The organism is Methylobacterium sp. E-025, assembly GCF_022829705.1.
Taxonomy (GTDB): Bacteria; Pseudomonadota; Alphaproteobacteria; order Rhizobiales; family Beijerinckiaceae; genus Methylobacterium.
Map to the genome: position 1 here is coordinate 1 of NZ_JAKSYR010000113.1, position 16,279 is coordinate 16,279.

At 70.6% G+C, this 16,279-nt stretch carries 14 protein-coding genes and 1 pseudogene; 4 read left to right on the forward strand and 11 right to left on the reverse strand.

Annotated features, from left to right (window positions below; genetic code table 11):
* A partial coding sequence (locus MKK64_RS15875; RefSeq protein WP_243935858.1) for a DUF2252 family protein occupies nucleotides 1–577 on the forward strand: 577 nt, incomplete at its 5' end.
* Between the two features lie 32 nt (nucleotides 578–609).
* On the opposite strand, the pseudogene MKK64_RS15880 reads toward MKK64_RS15875, so the two are convergent.
* A pseudogene (locus MKK64_RS15880) lies at nucleotides 610–2,158 on the reverse strand (helicase HerA-like domain-containing protein).
* Nucleotides 2,159–2,292: 134 nt separating this feature from the next.
* Here MKK64_RS15880 and MKK64_RS15885 point away from each other — a divergent pair.
* Nucleotides 2,293–2,679 (forward strand): DUF2780 domain-containing protein, encoded by a 387-nt coding sequence (locus tag MKK64_RS15885; RefSeq protein ID WP_243935859.1) that lies wholly within the window; start codon nucleotides 2,293–2,295, stop codon nucleotides 2,677–2,679.
* A gap of 151 nt (nucleotides 2,680–2,830) precedes the next feature.
* Nucleotides 2,831–3,856 (forward strand): GNAT family N-acetyltransferase, encoded by a 1,026-nt coding sequence (locus MKK64_RS15890; RefSeq protein ID WP_243935860.1) that lies wholly within the window; start codon nucleotides 2,831–2,833, stop codon nucleotides 3,854–3,856.
* 63 nt (nucleotides 3,857–3,919) lie between these two features.
* Here MKK64_RS15890 and MKK64_RS15895 read toward each other — a convergent pair whose 3' ends face one another.
* Nucleotides 3,920–5,092 (reverse strand): zinc-dependent alcohol dehydrogenase, encoded by a 1,173-nt coding sequence (locus tag MKK64_RS15895; protein WP_243935862.1) that lies wholly within the window; start codon nucleotides 5,090–5,092, stop codon nucleotides 3,920–3,922.
* A gap of 202 nt (nucleotides 5,093–5,294) precedes the next feature.
* On the opposite strand from MKK64_RS15895, the gene MKK64_RS15900 reads away from it, so the two are divergent.
* Nucleotides 5,295–5,918: a glutathione S-transferase family protein gene (locus MKK64_RS15900; RefSeq protein WP_243935864.1), complete on the forward strand. Its 624-nt coding sequence runs from the start codon at nucleotides 5,295–5,297 to the stop codon at nucleotides 5,916–5,918.
* Nucleotides 5,919–6,065: 147 nt separating this feature from the next.
* On the opposite strand, the gene MKK64_RS15905 is transcribed toward MKK64_RS15900, so the two are convergent.
* From MKK64_RS15905 to MKK64_RS15945, 9 genes are all read right to left on the reverse strand, one after another.
* Nucleotides 6,066–6,962 (reverse strand): tetratricopeptide repeat protein, encoded by an 897-nt coding sequence (locus tag MKK64_RS15905; protein ID WP_147842963.1) that lies wholly within the window; start codon nucleotides 6,960–6,962, stop codon nucleotides 6,066–6,068.
* Nucleotides 6,949–8,679 (reverse strand): dihydroxy-acid dehydratase, encoded by a 1,731-nt coding sequence (ilvD, locus tag MKK64_RS15910; RefSeq protein WP_147726211.1) that lies wholly within the window; start codon nucleotides 8,677–8,679, stop codon nucleotides 6,949–6,951. Before ilvD ends, MKK64_RS15905 begins: the two co-directional genes overlap by 14 nt.
* A gap of 357 nt (nucleotides 8,680–9,036) precedes the next feature.
* A complete protein-coding gene (gene eutC / locus MKK64_RS15915; RefSeq protein ID WP_243935866.1) occupies nucleotides 9,037–9,816 on the reverse strand; it encodes an ethanolamine ammonia-lyase subunit EutC in 780 nt (259 codons plus the stop codon).
* Entirely contained in the window at nucleotides 9,813–11,195 is a 1,383-nt protein-coding gene (locus MKK64_RS15920) for an ethanolamine ammonia-lyase subunit EutB (RefSeq protein WP_243935868.1), read from the reverse strand. The genes eutC and MKK64_RS15920 overlap by 4 nt, the downstream gene beginning before the upstream one ends.
* Nucleotides 11,196–11,276: 81 nt before the next feature.
* Nucleotides 11,277–12,137, reverse strand: a complete 861-nt coding sequence (locus MKK64_RS15925; protein ID WP_243934399.1) for a transglutaminase-like domain-containing protein — start codon at nucleotides 12,135–12,137, stop codon at nucleotides 11,277–11,279.
* 85 nt (nucleotides 12,138–12,222) lie between these two features.
* Complete coding sequence (locus MKK64_RS15930) at nucleotides 12,223–12,837, reverse strand: lactate utilization protein C (RefSeq protein ID WP_243935871.1); 615 nt, start codon at nucleotides 12,835–12,837, stop codon at nucleotides 12,223–12,225.
* On the reverse strand, nucleotides 12,834–14,417 hold the full coding sequence (locus MKK64_RS15935) for a lactate utilization protein B (protein WP_243935873.1): 1,584 nt from the start codon (nucleotides 14,415–14,417) through the stop codon (nucleotides 12,834–12,836). The genes MKK64_RS15930 and MKK64_RS15935 overlap by 4 nt, the downstream gene beginning before the upstream one ends.
* Entirely contained in the window at nucleotides 14,414–15,157 is a 744-nt protein-coding gene (locus MKK64_RS15940; protein WP_147726217.1) for a (Fe-S)-binding protein, read from the reverse strand. Before MKK64_RS15940 ends, MKK64_RS15935 begins: the two co-directional genes overlap by 4 nt.
* Before the next feature lie 62 nt (nucleotides 15,158–15,219).
* A complete protein-coding gene (locus MKK64_RS15945; RefSeq protein ID WP_243935875.1) occupies nucleotides 15,220–16,239 on the reverse strand; it encodes an NADP-dependent oxidoreductase in 1,020 nt (339 codons plus the stop codon).
* Nucleotides 16,240–16,279: the final 40 nt, after the last annotated feature.

The following is a 16,279-nucleotide window of genomic DNA, read 5'->3' on the forward strand; positions in this document are numbered from 1 at the left end:
CATGCTGAGCCGCTACCACGTGGTCGACGTCGCCCACCGCGTCGTCGGGGTCGGCAGCGTCGGGACCCGCGCCTACGTGGCGCTGCTCTGCGGCAACTCGGACCAGGACGTGCTCTTCCTGCAGGTGAAGGAGGCGGTGCGCCCGGCCCACGCCCCCTACCTGCCCGGCATGCCGGAGCCCTATGCCAGCCACGAGGGCGAGCGGGTGATCTACGGCCAGCGCCTGCTCCAGGGCGTCGGCGACCCGCTGCTCGGCTGGACCACGATCGCCGACCGCCCGTTCTACGTGCGGCAGATGAAGAACATGAAGGGCGAGATCCCGGTCTCCTGCATGACCGGGCAGCCGCTGCTGTACTTCTCCTGGGCCTACGGCGCGCTGCTCGCCCGCGCGCATGCCCGCACCGGCGACGCGGCGGCCATCGCCGGCTATTGCGGCAAGGACCGCCACGCCGACCTGCGCGAGGCGCTGGCCGACTGGGCGCACGCCTACGGCGACCGGAACGCGGCGGACTACCAGGCCTTCCTCGCCGCGATCGAGGCGGGCCGGCTCGAGGCGGCACCCGATCCCTGCTTGTGACCCGGCGCGGCCCGCGCCGCGCCCGCTCCCTGCTACCGCTTCGTCAGCCCGCCGAGCACGTTGCGCAGGATCGCGTTGCCGACCTGGGTGCCGACGCTGCGCGCCATGGAGCGCGCCGCGTTCGACACGACCTGCTCGGCAAGGCTCTGCGGCGCCTTGCGGCCCCCCTTGCCGCCACCCTTGGCGGCGGGCGTGCCGAACACGCTGCCCATGATGCCGCCGAGGAACCCGCCGAGGCCGCCTTCCGAGGCCTGCGCCGCTTCCGCCGGGGCGGCGTCGAGATTCTTGCGCTTGGCCAGCATCTCGTAGGCGCTCTCGCTGTCGATCGCCTCATCGTACTTGCCGCGCAGGGGGCTCCGGGCGATCAGGTCGGCGCGCTCGGCCGGCGTCAGCGGGCCGACGCGCCCCTGGGGCGGCGCGATCAGGGCGCGCTCGACCACCGAGGGCGTGCCCTTCGGCTCCAGGAAGCTGACCAGGGCCTCGCCGACGCCGAGCTGGGTGATCGCCTCCGCGACGTCGAAGCCGGGATTCTGCCGGAAGGTCTCCGCGGCGGCCTTCACCGCGCGCTGGTCGCGGGGGGTGAAGGCGCGCAGCGCGTGCTGGACCCGGTTGCCGAGCTGGCCCAGCACCGTCTCGGGCACGTCGAGGGGGTTCTGCGTCACAAAGTAGACGCCGACGCCCTTCGAGCGGATCAGCCGTACCACCTGCTCGACCGCGTCCAGCAGCGCCTTCGGTGCATCGTTGAATAGCAGGTGCGCCTCGTCGAAGAAGAACACCAGCTTCGGCTTGTCCAGGTCGCCCACCTCGGGCAGCTGCTCGAACAGCTCGGAGAGCATCCACAGCAGGAACGAGGCGTAGAGCCGGGGCCGCTGCATCAGCTTGTCGGCGGCCAGGATGTTGACGACGCCGCGCCCGTCGCGGTCGGTCCGCATGAAGTCCTCGAGGTTGAGGGCCGGCTCGCCGAAGAACCGGTCGGCGTTCTGGTTCTCGAGCATCAGGAGCTGGCGCTGGATCGCGCCGACCGACGCCGCCGAGACGTTGCCGTACTGGCCGGAGATCGTCTTGAGGTTCTCCGAGCAGAATGCCAGCAGCGCGCGCAGGTCCTTCAGGTCGATCACCGGCCACTGGTTCTCGTCGGCGACGCGGAAGGCGATGTTGAGGACGCCCTCCTGCGTGTCGTTGAGCTCGAGCAGCCGCGCCAGCAGCAGCGGCCCCATCTCGGTCACGGTGCAGCGGATCGGATGGCCCTGCTCGCCGAACAGGTCCCAGAACACGGTCGGGAAGCGGTCGGGTTCGTAGGCGATGCCGAGTTCCTCGGCGCGCTTGACGAAGACCGGCTTGGATTCCCCGGCCGCCGCCAAGCCCGAGAGGTCGCCCTTCACGTCCGCCGCGAAGACCGGGACGCCGGCATTGGAGAAGCCCTCGGCCATCACCTGCAGCGTCACGGTCTTGCCGGTGCCGGTCGCGCCGGCCACCAGCCCGTGCCGGTTGGCGAGCTTGAGCGTCAGCACCTCGGGCTTCGGCGCGCCGGTCTTCGGGATGCTTTATTCCAACGAGGATGCTGCCGTCGCCCGCCATCACGCCCAATCCCTTTCGCACCACCGGTGAAGGTTATGCCGGCCGAAGACCGGCTTTGCCAGATGCGCGGCCGTTTTGCTTGATTTCTGCTTCCCTAAGCCCGAAGGACGAGGAAACACCCTCGGGAGCTGCCGATCATGGAAGAACTCATCGCCCGCGTGACCAACCGCACCGGGCTCGATGCCGCGACGGCGCAGACCGCGATCGGGCACATCCTGGCGTTCCTCCAGAAGGAGGGCCCCGCCACGGAGGTGAGCCAGCTGATGGCGGCGATGCCGGGCGCCGAATCCCTGGTCGCGAACTCGAACGCCGACGAGGGCGGCGGCGGCCTCATGGGCATGCTCGGCGGCATGATGGGCGGCGGCGTGATGGCGCTCGGCCAGAAGCTGATGGCGGCCGGCGTGCCGATGGGCCAGATGCAGCCGCTCGGCCAGGAGCTGTTCGCCTACGGCCGCGAGAAGGCCGGCGAGGACGTCATGGGGCCGATCGTCGGCTCCGTCCCCGGCCTCAGCCAGTTCGTCTGAGACCGGACGGCCTTCGGGCTCGCGGGACGCTCACGGGCGCCGGCGCGGGCCTGTCATAAAAGCGTGCGGCCTTCGTGATTGTGTCCGGTTCCAGGGCCTGGAGCCGGCCGCCCCGCGGGGGCGCGCTCCCGACCCGGAATGGGCGTCGACCATGGTCGCGAAGTTTACGCGTGGGGCCTCCGCCGCCTGGGACGCGATCCGGGCCAACGGCTGGGACAGCGTCGAGTCCCCCATCGCGAAGCTGAAGCGCAAGTCGGCCGACGGCACCCTGCCCGGCTTCGGTGGCCGCAGCCTGACCCCGCCCGGCGCCACGCCGATCCGCTTCAAGGCCAAGGGTGCGGGCAAGCCCCTCCCCGAGCTGGGCCCGAGCCTCGGCCGCATCGGCAGCCTCGAGGTGTGCCTCGCCACCCGCAAGTCCGAGATCCGCCGGGCGCAGCGGCTGCGCTACCAGGTGTTCTACGAGGAGATGTCGGCGATCCCCAGCGGCATGGCGATGCTGTCGCGGCGCGACGTCGACGCCTACGATGCGGTCTGCGACCACCTCCTGGTGATCGACCACGCCGCGACCGACGCGAAGCCGTTCCGCAAGGCGCGGCCCAAGGTGGTCGGCACCTATCGCCTGCTCCGCGGCGAGGCTGCCGAGCGCCATTTCGGCTTCTACTCGGCCTCCGAGTTCGACATCGCGCCGCTGCTCGCGGCCCATCCCGGCAAGCGCCTGCTCGAGCTCGGCCGCTCCTGCGTGCTGAAGCCCTATCGCACCAAGCGCACGGTCGAGCTGCTCTGGGCCGGCATCTACGCCTACGTGCTGCACCACCGCATCGACGCGCTGATCGGCTGCGCCAGCCTCGACGGCACCGATCCCTCCCGCCTCGCGCTTCCCCTGAGCTTCCTGCACCACCATGCCCGTGCGCCCGACGGCTGGCGGGCCCGGGCGCTGCCCGAGCGCTACGTGCCGATGGACCGGCTAGACCGCGAGGCGATCGACCCGAAGGCCGCCCTGCAGGCGCTGCCGCCGTTGATCAAGGGCTATCTCCGCGTCGGCGCCACCTTCGGCGACGGGGCGGTGATCGACCGCCAGTTCGGCACCACCGACGTCTTCGTCGTGCTGCCGGTGACGGCGATCGGCACGCGCTACCTCGGCCATTTCGCGCCGACGGCGAACGCGCGGGCGGCGTGAGCCCCCGCGGCGAGCGACGCCGGCGACGGTCCGTTCCGGACCGCGCCAGCATCGCCCCGTCGGTTAGTTCGGGTGGAACACGACCTTCACGCAACCGTCCTTCTTGTCCCGGAACGTCTTGTAGAGGTCCGGCCCGTCGGCGAGGTTGGTGGAGCGGTGGGTGATCATCGACGTCATGTCGATCTTCCCCTCCTGGATCAGCTTGGTCAGCGTCTCCAGGTAGCGCTTCACGTGGGTCTGCCCGCTCTTCATGGTCAGGCCCTTCTGGACGATCATGCCCATGTTGACCGGGATCGGGCCGCCGTAGACGCCGGGCACCGAGACGATGCCGCAGGGGCGCACCGCCTTGATCGCCTCCATCAGGGCGTAAGGCCGCTCGGTCGAGGTCAGCTTCTCCTGGATCGTGTTGACGAGGCTGGCGACGCCATGGCCGGCGCTGGCCTCCATGCCGACGCAGTCGATGACGCCGTCGGCGCCCTCGCCCTTGCTGATCTCCTTGATCCGCTCGAACACGTCTTCCTTCGCGTAATCGATGATGTCGGTCGCGCCGTAGGTGCGGGCGAGCGCCAAGCGCTCGGGCACCGTGTCGATCGCGATGATGCGCTCGGCGCCCATGATCTTGGCGGACTGGATCGCGAACAAGCCGACCGGGCCCGCGCCCCAGACTGCGATGATCTCGCCGCCCTTGATCTCGCAATGCTCGGCGCCCTGCCATCCGGTCGGCAGGATGTCGGTGAGGAACAGCAGCGACTCGTCGTCGACGCCCTCGGGCGCCAGCATCGGCGCGACGTCGGCCATCGGCACGCGCACGTACTCGGCCTGCCCGCCGCCGTAGCCGCCGGTGAGGTGCGAGTAGCCGAACAGGCCGGCGGTGGTGTAGCCGAACTGGGCGGCGGCCATGGCGGCGTTGCGGTTCGAGCGCTGGCAGACGGAGTAGTTCCCGAGCCGGCACTGGCGGCATTCGCCGCAATTGATGTTGAACGGCACGACCACGCGGTCGCCCTTCCTGAACTTGGTGAAGCCCTGCCCGACCTCGACGACCTCGCCCATGAACTCGTGGCCGAGCACGTCGCCCGCCTCCATGGTCGGCATCTGGCCGTCCATCAGGTGAAGGTCCGAGCCGCAGATGGCGCAGGACGTCACCTTGATGATGATGTCGCGCGCATTCTCGATCCGCGGATCGGGGACCGTGTCGCAGCGGATGTCGCCCTTGCCGTGCCAGCACAGCGCTTTCATGGAAATCCTCTCGTGACGGCGGAATCGCGGCCCACGGAGGTGCGGGCTCGTGCGGGTAAGTGCCCGATCGTACGGCCAAGTTCCGATGGCCCGTCGAATGGCCGCAGCGGTCCGACCGCATCCGGGGGGGCCGGTCGCGGCCGTGCCGACGGGATCCGTGCTACGAGACGCCCTCCGCAAACCCGATGGGTCCAGAACCAGCATGATCGTCTACGGCACCGGCTATTCGCCCTACGTCCGCAAGATCCTCGTGGCGCTCGCCGAGAAGGGCGTGCCCTACGAGCACGTGCCCTGCATGTTCCACGCGCCCGATGCGGCGTTCCAGGCGGCGAGCCCGCTCGGCAAGATCCCGGCGATCGACGACGACGGCTTCAAGCTCGCCGATTCCTCCGCGATCCTGTGGTACCTCGAGCGCAAGCACCCGGACCCGGCGCTGATGCCGGCCGACGCGAAGGCGCTCGGCCGCGCGGTCTGGTACGACAAGTTCGGCGACACGGAGCTGTTCGGCCCGCTGGTCGTGGCGTTCCGCGAGCGGGTGCTGAAGCCCAACATGATGGGCAAGCCCTGCGACGACGCCGCGGTCGCCAAGTCGCTCGACACCGACCTGCCGCCGCTGTTCGACCACCTCGAGGGTCGGATCGACGGCGCGTTCCTGGTCGGCGACACCTTCTCGATCGCCGACATCGCGATCGCGACCGGCTTCTACAACTTCCACCTCGCGGACGCGAAGATCGACGCCGCCCGCTGGCCGAAGCTCGCGGCCTACGTCGACGGCATCCTGGCGCGCCCGTCCTTCGTCACGGCCATGGCCGCGCGCAAGGGCTGAGCGCCGTCCGATAGACCGCGTTACTGATGGACTCGGTTCAGCGCGTCTCCCTCCCCCCTCGGCGGGGGAGGGAGGAACCCGTGCCGGGTTCGATTCGCGTCGCGGGATATGACATCGCCCCGGCCGGGCCGTCGTGCCCGCCCGGGTTCAGCGGCGGCGCTTGATCGAGCCCACCGTCTGCACCTGGGCCTGCGCCTCGGCGCGGTCCTCGTCGCTGGCCGCTGCCCAGTTCTTCTCGTAGAGCGCGACGATCCACGCGTCCTTGCGCCCCTCGACGCCCTCGCGGGCCAGCGAGAGCCACATCAGGCCGCGGGCGCGCTGCACCGGCACGCCGCCCATGCCGTTCATCAGCATGTCGCCCAAGAGCGCCTGGGCCGGGTGGTGGCCCTTCTCGGCGGCGAGGTTGAACCAGCGCGCGGCCTGGCGCGCGTCGGCCTCGACGCCGGTGCCGTCGAGGTAGAGGCGGGCGAGGTTGTACTGCGCGTTCGGGTCGCCGAAATACGACGCCGCGTAGTTGAACATGTCGTAGGCCCGCTCAGGGTTCGGGCGCACGTAGGTGCCCTTGATCCCGTCGAGGAAGTAGCTGCCGAGCGCGGTGAAGGCGCTCGCCGTCACCGCCGAGGTCTGCGCGTCGGGCCCGTCGTCGGTGCCGGAATCGGCGATCCGCGAAAAGAACTCGAACGCCTTCAGGTCGTCGTGCGGGACGCCGTCGCCCTCGGCGTACATCCGGCCGAGCTTCCACAGGGCGAGCGCGTGGCCCTGGTCGGCAGCGTATTCGAGCGCGCGGGCCGCGCCCTCCTTGTCGCCGGCATTGTACTCGCGCACGCCGGCCCGCAGCGCGTCCTTGGCGCTGCGGTAGCTCTTCTCCGGCACGGGCGTGCGGACGCTGGCGTCGAGCGCCTCCGTCGCCGGCGTGCCGGCGAGCAGGGTCGCGACCGCCGTCGCGGCGAGCGCGAGGCCGCGCAAGTGCACGTTCAGCCCGCCGCGGGACCGACGGGGATCGGCCCGGTCCGGCCGGTCGCGGTCGGTCCTAGACGTCCGCATAGCTCTGGATCTCCTCGGCGCCGCCCGGATGGGTCACGGCGCCGTTCACGGCGGGTCCGACGGTCTGCGCGTACTTCCAGAGGTAGCCGGAGGTCGCGGAATTGGTCCGCGGCGTCCACGCCTTGCGGCGCGCGTCGAGCTCGGCGTCGGAGAGCGCCACGTCGAGGGTGCCCTTGATCGCGTCGAGCGTGATCATGTCGCCGTCGCGCAGCAGGCCGATCGGCCCGCCCACCGCCGCCTCGGGCCCGACATGGCCGACGCAGAAGCCGCGGGTGGCGCCGGAGAAGCGCCCGTCGGTGATGAGGGCGACCTTGTCGCCCATGCCCTGGCCGTAGAGCGCGGCGGTGGTAGACAGCATCTCGCGCATGCCGGGGCCGCCCTTCGGGCCCTCGTAGCGGATCACAAGGACCTCGCCCTCCTTGTAGGTGCGCTTCTGGACGGCCTCGAAGCAGGCCTCCTCGCCGTCGAACACCCGCGCCGGGCCGGTGAAGACCTGCTTGTCCAGCGGCATGCCGGCGACCTTCACGATCGCGCCCTCGGTGGCGAGGTTGCCCTTGAGGCCGACGACGCCGCCGGTCGGGGTGATCGGGCTGCCAGCCGAGCGGACCACGTCCTGGTCCGGGTTCCAGCGGACGTGCTCCATGTTCTCGGCGATGGTGCGGCCGGTCACCGTCATGCAGTCGCCGTGGATGAAGCCGTGGTCGAGCAGGGTCTTGATCAGGAGCGGGATGCCGCCGACCTCGAACATGTCCTTGGCGACGTAGCGGCCGCCCGGCTTCAGGTCGGCGACGTAGGGCGTGCGCCGGAAGATCTCGGCGACGTCGAACAGGTCGAACTTGATCCCGCACTCGTGCGCGATCGCCGGCAGGTGGAGCGCGGCGTTGGTCGAGCCGCCCGAGGCCGCCACCGCGGCGGCGGCGTTCTCCAGGGACTTGCGAGTGACGATGTCGCGCGGGCGGATGTTCTTGGCCAGCAGCTCCATCACCTTCTCGCCGGCGGTGGCGCAGAACTGGTCGCGGATCTCGTAAGGCGCCGGCGCGCCGGCCGAGTAGGGCAGCGCAAGGCCGATCGCCTCGGAAACGGTGGCCATGGTGTTGGCGGTGAACTGCGCGCCGCAGGCGCCGGCCGAGGGGCAGGCGACCTGCTCGAGCTCGTCGAGGTCGTCGAGGCTCATGTCGCCGACGGCGACCTTGCCGACCGCCTCGAACAGGTCCTGCACGGTGACCGGGCGGCCGCGGAACGAGCCCGGCAGGATCGAGCCGCCGTAGATGAAGATCGACGGCACGTTGAGACGCACCATCGCCATCATCATGCCCGGCAGCGACTTGTCGCAGCCGGCGAGGCCGACCAAGGCGTCGTAGGCGTGGCCGCGCATGGTCAGCTCGACGGAATCGGCGATGACCTCGCGCGACGGCAGCGAGGCGCGCATGCCGGCGTGCCCCATGGCGATGCCGTCGGTGACGGTGATGGTGCAGAACTCGCGCGGGGTGCCGTGGGCGGCCGCGACGCCCTTCTTCACCGCCTGCGCCTGGCGCATCAGCGAGATGTTGCACGGGGCGGCCTCGTTCCAGCACGACGCCACGCCGACGAGCGGCTGGTGGATCTGCTGCTTGGTCAGGCCCATCGCATAGAGATACGAGCGGTGCGGCGCGCGGTCGGCCCCCTCCGTGACGTGGCGGCTCGGCAGCTTCGACTTGTCGTTCGTAGGCGCGTCCATGACCTGTCCCGCACCCCCGGGTCCGCTACGCATCGACCGATCCCCGGCGGAGTGCGAACGACCGTCCCGCAGCGTCGACCGACGTTGCGCGAGGAGGCTCGACCACGCTCTTGGAATCGCTCGCAACCGAGCGGTAACCGGTTGGGGGAAAAGCCGTTTACCGCGGATGCTGAGGTGGTCCCGGTTTATGGCGGGATCGCGGCGGTTGAAGGCAGGTCTCGGGGCAAACCCGGGATGCTTTCGCGGTGTTGCGACATCGCCACAGCCGCGCTTGCGCCGCGAATACTTGGTCGCTCCCGAGCCCGGCGCCCCGGTGAACCGTCGGCCGAGCGAATGCTGGGACGTCGAGCGGGGCGCTTAGGGCTGCGGCAGGGACCGCGTCGGCTCGGGGGCGGCGAGCGCGGCGTCGCTCTCGTCCTTCAGGGACACGCCGGTCAGCCCGCGGGCGAAGGCCTGGGTCAGGAGCCAGTCGAGCTTGAACGCGGCGAGCGGGTGCGAGAGCCCGGCGGGGCGGACGTTCGAGATGCAGTTGCGCTCGGCGTCCGAGCGGCCGGGGCGCGGCGCGAAGGTGAGGTAGATCCCGAGGCTGTCTGGCGAGGACAGGCCGGGACGCTCGCCGATCAGCACCGCCACCGCGCGGGCCTTGAGGGCGCTGCCGACGGCGTCGCCGAGCGCGACGCGGGCCTGCGTTGCGACGACCACCGGCGCGAGCCGCCAGCCGGCCCGGTCGGCATGCGGCTTGAAGGCCGCAAGGAAACCGGCCGCGCCCTCGTGCACGGCACGGGCCGACAACCCGTCGGCGACGACGATCGCGAGATCGACCGGATCGCCGGCGGCCTGCTCGAGGGCCTGGCGGCCCTCCTCCGCCAAGGCGCGCCCGAGGTCGGGCCGGCGCAGGTAGGTCGCGCGGTCGGCCGCCCGCGAGGCGACCCGGAGCGTCGCGAAACCCAACGCCGCGATCGCCTGTGCGGTCGCATCGGCATCCATCGGCGCGTGCACGGCGTCGCGGGCCTGGGCGTGGGCGAGGCCGAAGCGCAGGACCTCGCGGGTCGGCAGGCCGCTCCCGGCCCGCCCGAGGCCGATCCGGGCGGGCGTCAGCCCGGCGAGCCGCGCCCAGACCTTCGCGTCCTCGCTCATGCGGCGAGCCCCGAAGCGTCGGCGAGCAGCGGCGATCCCGGCTCCGCGGGCAGCAGCCTGCCGTGATCGTCCGTCATCCCGAGGGCGTGCAGCCACGCCTCGAACTCGGGGGCGCGCTTGAGGCCCAGAACCTCGCGGACGTAGAGGGAGTCGTGGAACGAGGTGGATTGGTAGTTCAGCATCACGTCGTCGGCGCCGGGCACGCCCATCACGTAGGTGCAGCCGGCCGCCCCCAGCAGCGTCAGCAGCACGTCCATGTCGTTCTGGTCGGCCTCGGCGTGGTTGGTGTAGCAGACGTCCACGCCGAGCGGGATGCCCATCAGCTTGCCGCAGAAGTGGTCCTCGAGCCCGGCGCGGATGATCTCCTTGCCGTCGTAGAGGTATTCCGGCCCGATGAAGCCGACGACGGTGTTGACGAGAAGCGGCCGGAACGGGCGCGCCACCGCGTAGGCCCGCGCCTCCAGGGTCTGCTGGTCGATGCCGTGATGAGCGTTCGCGGACAGCGCCGAGCCCTGCCCGGTCTCGAAGTACATGCCGTTGTCGCCGACCGTCCCGCGCTTCAGCGCCAGCATCGCCTCGTGTGCCTCCTTCAGGATCGCCAGCGTGACGCCGAACCCGGCGTTGGCGCCCTGCGTGCCGGCGATCGACTGGAACACGAGGTCGACCGGCAGCCCGCGGTTCATCGCCTCGAGGGTGGTGGTGACGTGGGTCAGCACGCAGCCCTGCGTCGGGATCGCATGGCGCTGGATGATCGCGTCGAGGAGGTGGAGGAGCTTGCCCAGCGCGGCCACCGAGTCCGAGGCCGGGTTGATGCCGATCACCGCGTCGCCGCAGCCGTAGGACAACCCGTCGAGGATCGCCGCCGTGATCCCGGCGGGATCGTCGGTCGGGTGGTTCGGCTGCAGCCGCACGGCCATCGTGCCGGGCAGGCCGATGGTGTTGCGGAACCGGGTCACCACCCGGCACTTCCGGGCGATCAGGATCAGGTCCTGGTTGCGCGAGATCTTCGAGACCGCCGCCGCCATCTCCGGCGTGATCCCGGGCGCGATCCGCGCCAGCGTCTCGCTGGTCGCGACGAGCAGGAATTCGCGAAAGTCGCCGACGGTGAGGTGCGCGATCTCGGAGAGTGCCGCCGCATCGTGGCCGTCGAGGATCAGCCGGGTGACGTCGTCGTCCTCGTAGGCGATCAGGGGCTTGGCCAGGATCTCGCGCAGCGGCACGTCGGCGAGGCACCAGCGTGCGGCCGACCCCTCCTCCGCCGATTCCGCGGCGAGCCCCGCGAGCCGGTCGCCGGAGCGGACCGGCGTCGCCTTCGCCATCAGCTCGGCGAGGTCGGCGAACGCCCAGCTGCGCGGGCCGACGACGTGGCGGTAGGCCATGGGAGTCCTTTATCGAACCAGCGGCAGGCCCTCTCCGCGAGGGAAAGAGAAGCATATGCCCTCCGTGTTCGATGGCGAACCCTACGCCGCGCCCGCATGCGGCGCCGGCACCTCCGTCGAGATCGCGTCGACCGTGCGCTGGGGCGGGCTGCCGAGGCCGTCCGAGCGCGTGATGCGGATCTGCTGGTTGACCGGCTGCATGTTGCCGTAGGGCGTCGAGAACGCGATCTCGGCGGCATCCCGGCCGACGCCGATGCGCACCAGGCCGTCGAGATCGGCCTGGCGGGTCGCGTCGAACAGCCACCAGCGCCCGTCGAGATAGGCCTCGAACACCGCGTGGAAGTCGCTCGGCACCAGGCCGTGCGCGTAGCAGGACACGAAGCGGGCGGGGATGCCCAGCGCGCGGCAGAAGGCGGTGCCGATATGCGCGAAGTCGCGGCACACGCCCGCGCGCTTGAGCAGGCTCTCGTCGGCGGTGGTCTCGCCGTCGCTGGTGCCCGGCTTGTAGGTCATGTGGTCGTGGATCCAGTTGCAGATCTGGTTGACCCGTTGATGCCCCTTCGGCAGCGCGCCGAACTCGGCCTGGGCGAACGGCGTCAGCCGATCGGACGAGACGAAGCGGCTCGGCAGCAGGAACGGCAGGATGTCGAGCGGCAGCGCCGAGATCGGCGTCTCGTTGATCGTCGCCGGGTCGGCCCGGTGGACGGTGAGCTCGACCTCGGCGTTGTATTCCAGCGCGAATTGGCCCATCGGCACGTTGACGCCGAGGTAACGGTTGAGCAGATCGGGCGTCGTGTAGATGTCGCGCTTCAGGTTCGGCGTCAGCACGAGGGATTCGCTGAGAATCTCAAGGCTTCGCAGGCGCGCGACCTCCAGGTTGAAGATGAAGGTCGTGTCCGAAAGGATGTTGTAGGACAGGCTGCAGCCGAGAGTGTAGCGCATCGGGCCTCCGTAGCGTTGCCGAGGGTCTAGCCCAAGCAAGGAGCACGCCTGTTCCGAGGTTCCCCGAGCTCGACGGCGCGATCGATCAGGCGGCCCGAACGTCGCGGCGCGGCAACAGGACGACGGTCAGCGAGCGCACGCCCTGCGCCCCGTGGATCAATACGCCCTCGATGTCAGCGGTGGCGGAGGGGCCGGTGTGCAGGACGGCGTAGGCCGCCCCGGCGAAGTCCGGCCGCTTGTAGGCCGCCTGGACGTTGACGACGATGTCGGCGGGGTCGAGCAGCACCACGAGGTGCTGGGCGAGGTAGGCCACCGCGTTCACCACCAGCTCGGCCTCGGTGAACAACACCGAACCGGTCTCGGCGATGCCGAAGCGGGCGCGCACGATCGCGACGTCGACGTCGTCGACCGCCTGCGGCCGGGTGACGGCGGAGAGGTCGCGGTTGCCGGCATGTTCCGGCACGGCGGAGGCGACGACCTTCGCCGCGTCCAGGCGCTCGCGCACGTGGCCGAGCGGATCGCCGGCGGGGCCGGCCTCGACCACGCGCCCGCCCATGCGCTTCAGTGCCTCGGTGAAGGCCGCGACGTGGTCGTCGGCGACCAGCGGGGCGAAGACCGGGACCTGCGGCAGAGGGTAATCGCCGGCCGGCCGGTTCCGGCGGATCGCGGCCAGCGTCGCCGCGCGGGTGCCGGCGCTCACGACACGTCCTTCTTCGCCGCGCCGGCCATGCGGTTCTGCTTGTACCAGGCGTGGAAGCTCTGCTTCGGGGCGTCGGGCATCTCGCGCTTCTTCCCCCAGGTGTTGAGCGGGTTGTAGACGGCGAAGCGCGGCAGCGCGCGCAGCGCCGAATCCGCCGTGCCGATCGCCGCGCGGTAGGCGGCCGGGCGGCTCAGCACGGCGCCGGCCGCCTTCATCATGCCCTGCTTCAGGAGCGGGATCTGGTGCTCCTCGGCCAGCACCTTGCGCCAGGCGAAGATCTGCTCGTGGATGTTGATCTTCACCGGGCAGACGTTGGTGCAGGAGCCGTTCATCGTCGAGGAGAACGGCAGCGTCGAGTATTTCCGCTTGTTGAAGGTCGGGTCGATGATCAGGCCGATCGGCCCGGCATAGGTCGCCCCGTAGGAGAGCCCGCCCGAGCGGCGGTAGACCGGGCAGGTGTTCATGCAGGCGCCGCAGCGGATGCATTTCAGCGAGGTCCAGAACTCCTCCATGCCGAGGCGCTCAGAGCGGCCGTTGTCGACCAGCACGTAGTGCATCTCGGTGCCCGGCCGCGGCCCGCGGAAATGCGAGGTGTACTGGGTGATCGGCGAGCCGAGCGCCGAGCGAGACAGCAGCCGGATGAAGACGCCGAGGTCCTCGATGCGCGGGATGATCTTCTCGATGCCGATCGAGTGGATCTGCAGCGGCGGCACGTTGCCGGAGAGGTCGGCGTTGCCCTCGTTGGTGCAGGTGACGACCGTGCCGGTCTCGGCGATGGCGAAGTTGCAGCCGGTCATCCCGGCATCGGCGTTGAGGATGTAGGGGCGCGTGGTCTCGCGCTGGCTCTCGGCGAGGTAGTGGGCGTCGTCGTTGTCCGGGTCGGTGCCCAGCGTCTTCGCGAAGACCTCGGCGACGTCCATCCGGGTCTTGTGGACGGCCGGCGCCACGATGTGGCTCGGCTCCTCGTTGTCGAGCTGCTGGATGCGCTCGCCGAGATCGGTCTCGATGATCTCGATCCCGCTGGCCGCCATGTGGTGCCGGAAGCCGCACTCCTCCGTGAGCATCGACTTCGACTTCACCAGCGTCCTCGCGCCGTGGCTGCGGAGGATCTCGAGCACGATGCGGTTGTGGTCGGCCCCGTCCGCGGCCCAGTGGACGTGGACGCCGTTGGCCTTCGCCGCCGCCTCGAACTGCTCGAGATAGGTATCGAGGCGGCTCAGCGTGTGCGCCTTGATGTTCGAGGCGATCTCGCGAAGCTCCTCCCATTCGGGGATGCCGTGGGCCGAGACGTCGCGCTTCTTGCGCAGGTCCCACAGGCGCTCGTCGTGCGCCGCCTGATGCAGCGGCGCGGCGAGGAAGCGCTCGGCGGCCTCGCCCTGGTCGATCGGCCGGTTGCCGCGGATCTTGGCCCCGCGCGGCTGCGGCTCGCGCGTCTTCGGCGCGGCGATCGGCTTCGAGGCCGCCTCGGCGTGCTGGAGGCGGCCGCCGTCCTGGTGGCGCTCGCTCTCGTCGACGGGCGCGCGGACCTCGGGATGGATCATGCCGCCGGTCTCGCGGGGCGTGAGATCTTCGATGCTCATGCGGCGGCTCCGTTGAGGACCTGCGCGATGTGGATGTACTTCAGCGGCACGCCGAGGCGCTCGGCGCAGCCCTTCTGGTGCATCATGCACGAGGAATCGGCCGAGACGACGTAGGCCGCCCCGGCGCGCGCCTGATCGGTCACCTTGTCGTAGCCCATCTTGGCGGAGACCGCCGGCTCGAACACCGAGAAGGTGCCGCCGAAGCCGCAGCACTCGTCGGGCCGCGTCAGCGACACGATCTCGATGCCCTTCACCTTGGAGAGCAGGTCGAGCGGCTTCGAGTAGGGCGGCGCGACGATCTCGGAGGGCCGGGCGTGGTGGATGCCGCGCAGGGCATTGCAGTTTGAGTGGTAGGCGACCTTGTGCGGGAACGACGCCCAGGGGAACTCCTCGATCTTCAGCACGTCGTGCAGGAACTCGACCAGCTCGAAGGTCTTGCGCCGCACGCCGACCACCTCCTCCGTCTGCGGGATCGCGGTGAGGTGCTCGCGGACCTGGTGCACGCAGCTGCCCGAGGGCGCGACGACGTAATCGAACGGGGCGAAGTTCTTGACGAACAGGGCTTCCGTGGCGGCGGCCTCCGCGTGGCAGCCGGTGTTGGTCATCGGCTGGCCGCAGCAGGTCTGGTCGAACGGGTACGCCACATCGAGCCCGAGTCGCTCCAGCAGTTCGAGCGTGGCGATGCCGACCTCCGGCTCGAAGGCGTCGACGTAACAGGGGACGAACAGTCCGATCCGCATGTTCCTGCCATCTTCCTCGGCCGATTCCCCCGGCCGTCCGCATCGGCCGTTCGCCGACGCCCTCAGGCGCCGACCTCGACCAGCAGCTTGCCGAAGTTGCCGCCGGTGTAGAGGCTGTCGAGGTGCTCGAGCGCCCGCTCGAGGCCCGGCCGGACGTCCTGCCGGGTCTTGATCCGGCCTTCCGCCATCCAGCCGCCGAGCGCCTGCACCGCCTCGTCCCAGCGCGCGGCGTAGTCGGTGACGATGAAGCCCTGCACCGTGAGCCGGCGCATCAGCATCTGCCGCCACGCCGCGGACGCCGCTGGCCCCGGGCGCTCCGCGGTGTCGTTGTAGGAGGCGATCAGGCCGCACAGCGGCATCCGCCCGAACAGGCGCATCCGGGCGAACACCGCGTCGGAGACCGCCCCCCCGACCTGCTCGAAGTTGATGTCGACGCCGTCGGGCGCCAGCGCGTCGAGACGGGCGCCGACATCCTCGTTGCGGTAGTCGATCGCGGCGTCGAACCCGAGCTCGTCGACGACGAACCGGCACTTCTCCGGGCCGCCGGCGATGCCGATCACCCGGCAGCCCTTGATCTTGCCGATCTGCCCGACGATCTGGCCGACGCCGCCGGCGGCGGCCGAGACCACCAGGGTCTCGCCGGCCTTGGGGCGGCCGATGTCGAGCAGGCCGAAATACGCTGTCGGGCCGACGAGGCCGAACACGCCGAAGCCCACCGAGAGCGGCACGCCCGGCGGCAGGGCCAGGGGCTGCAGGCCCTGGCCGTCGGTGACCACGTGGTCGGCCCAGGCGCCCATCCCGGCATAGAGCGCGCCGACCTCGACCCCGTCCTTCCGGCTCTCGACCACCCGGCCGGCGACGAGGCCCCGCATCGGCTCGCCGAGGCCGACCGGCGGCATGTACTGCTCGGCGTCGCTCATCCAGATCCGGTTCGTCGGATCGAGCGACAGGTACAGGACCTGCAGCAGGAACTGCCCGGGCTGCAGCTCGGGCAGCGCCTCCGAGCCGTAGGCGAGGTCGCCCTCGGCGATCGTGCCGACGGGGCGGCGCGCGAGGCGCCAGATGTTCCGCTGCCGGGCCATGCGCGCCCTCCCGTATGTCTCGAACGCGCCATGCGCGCGC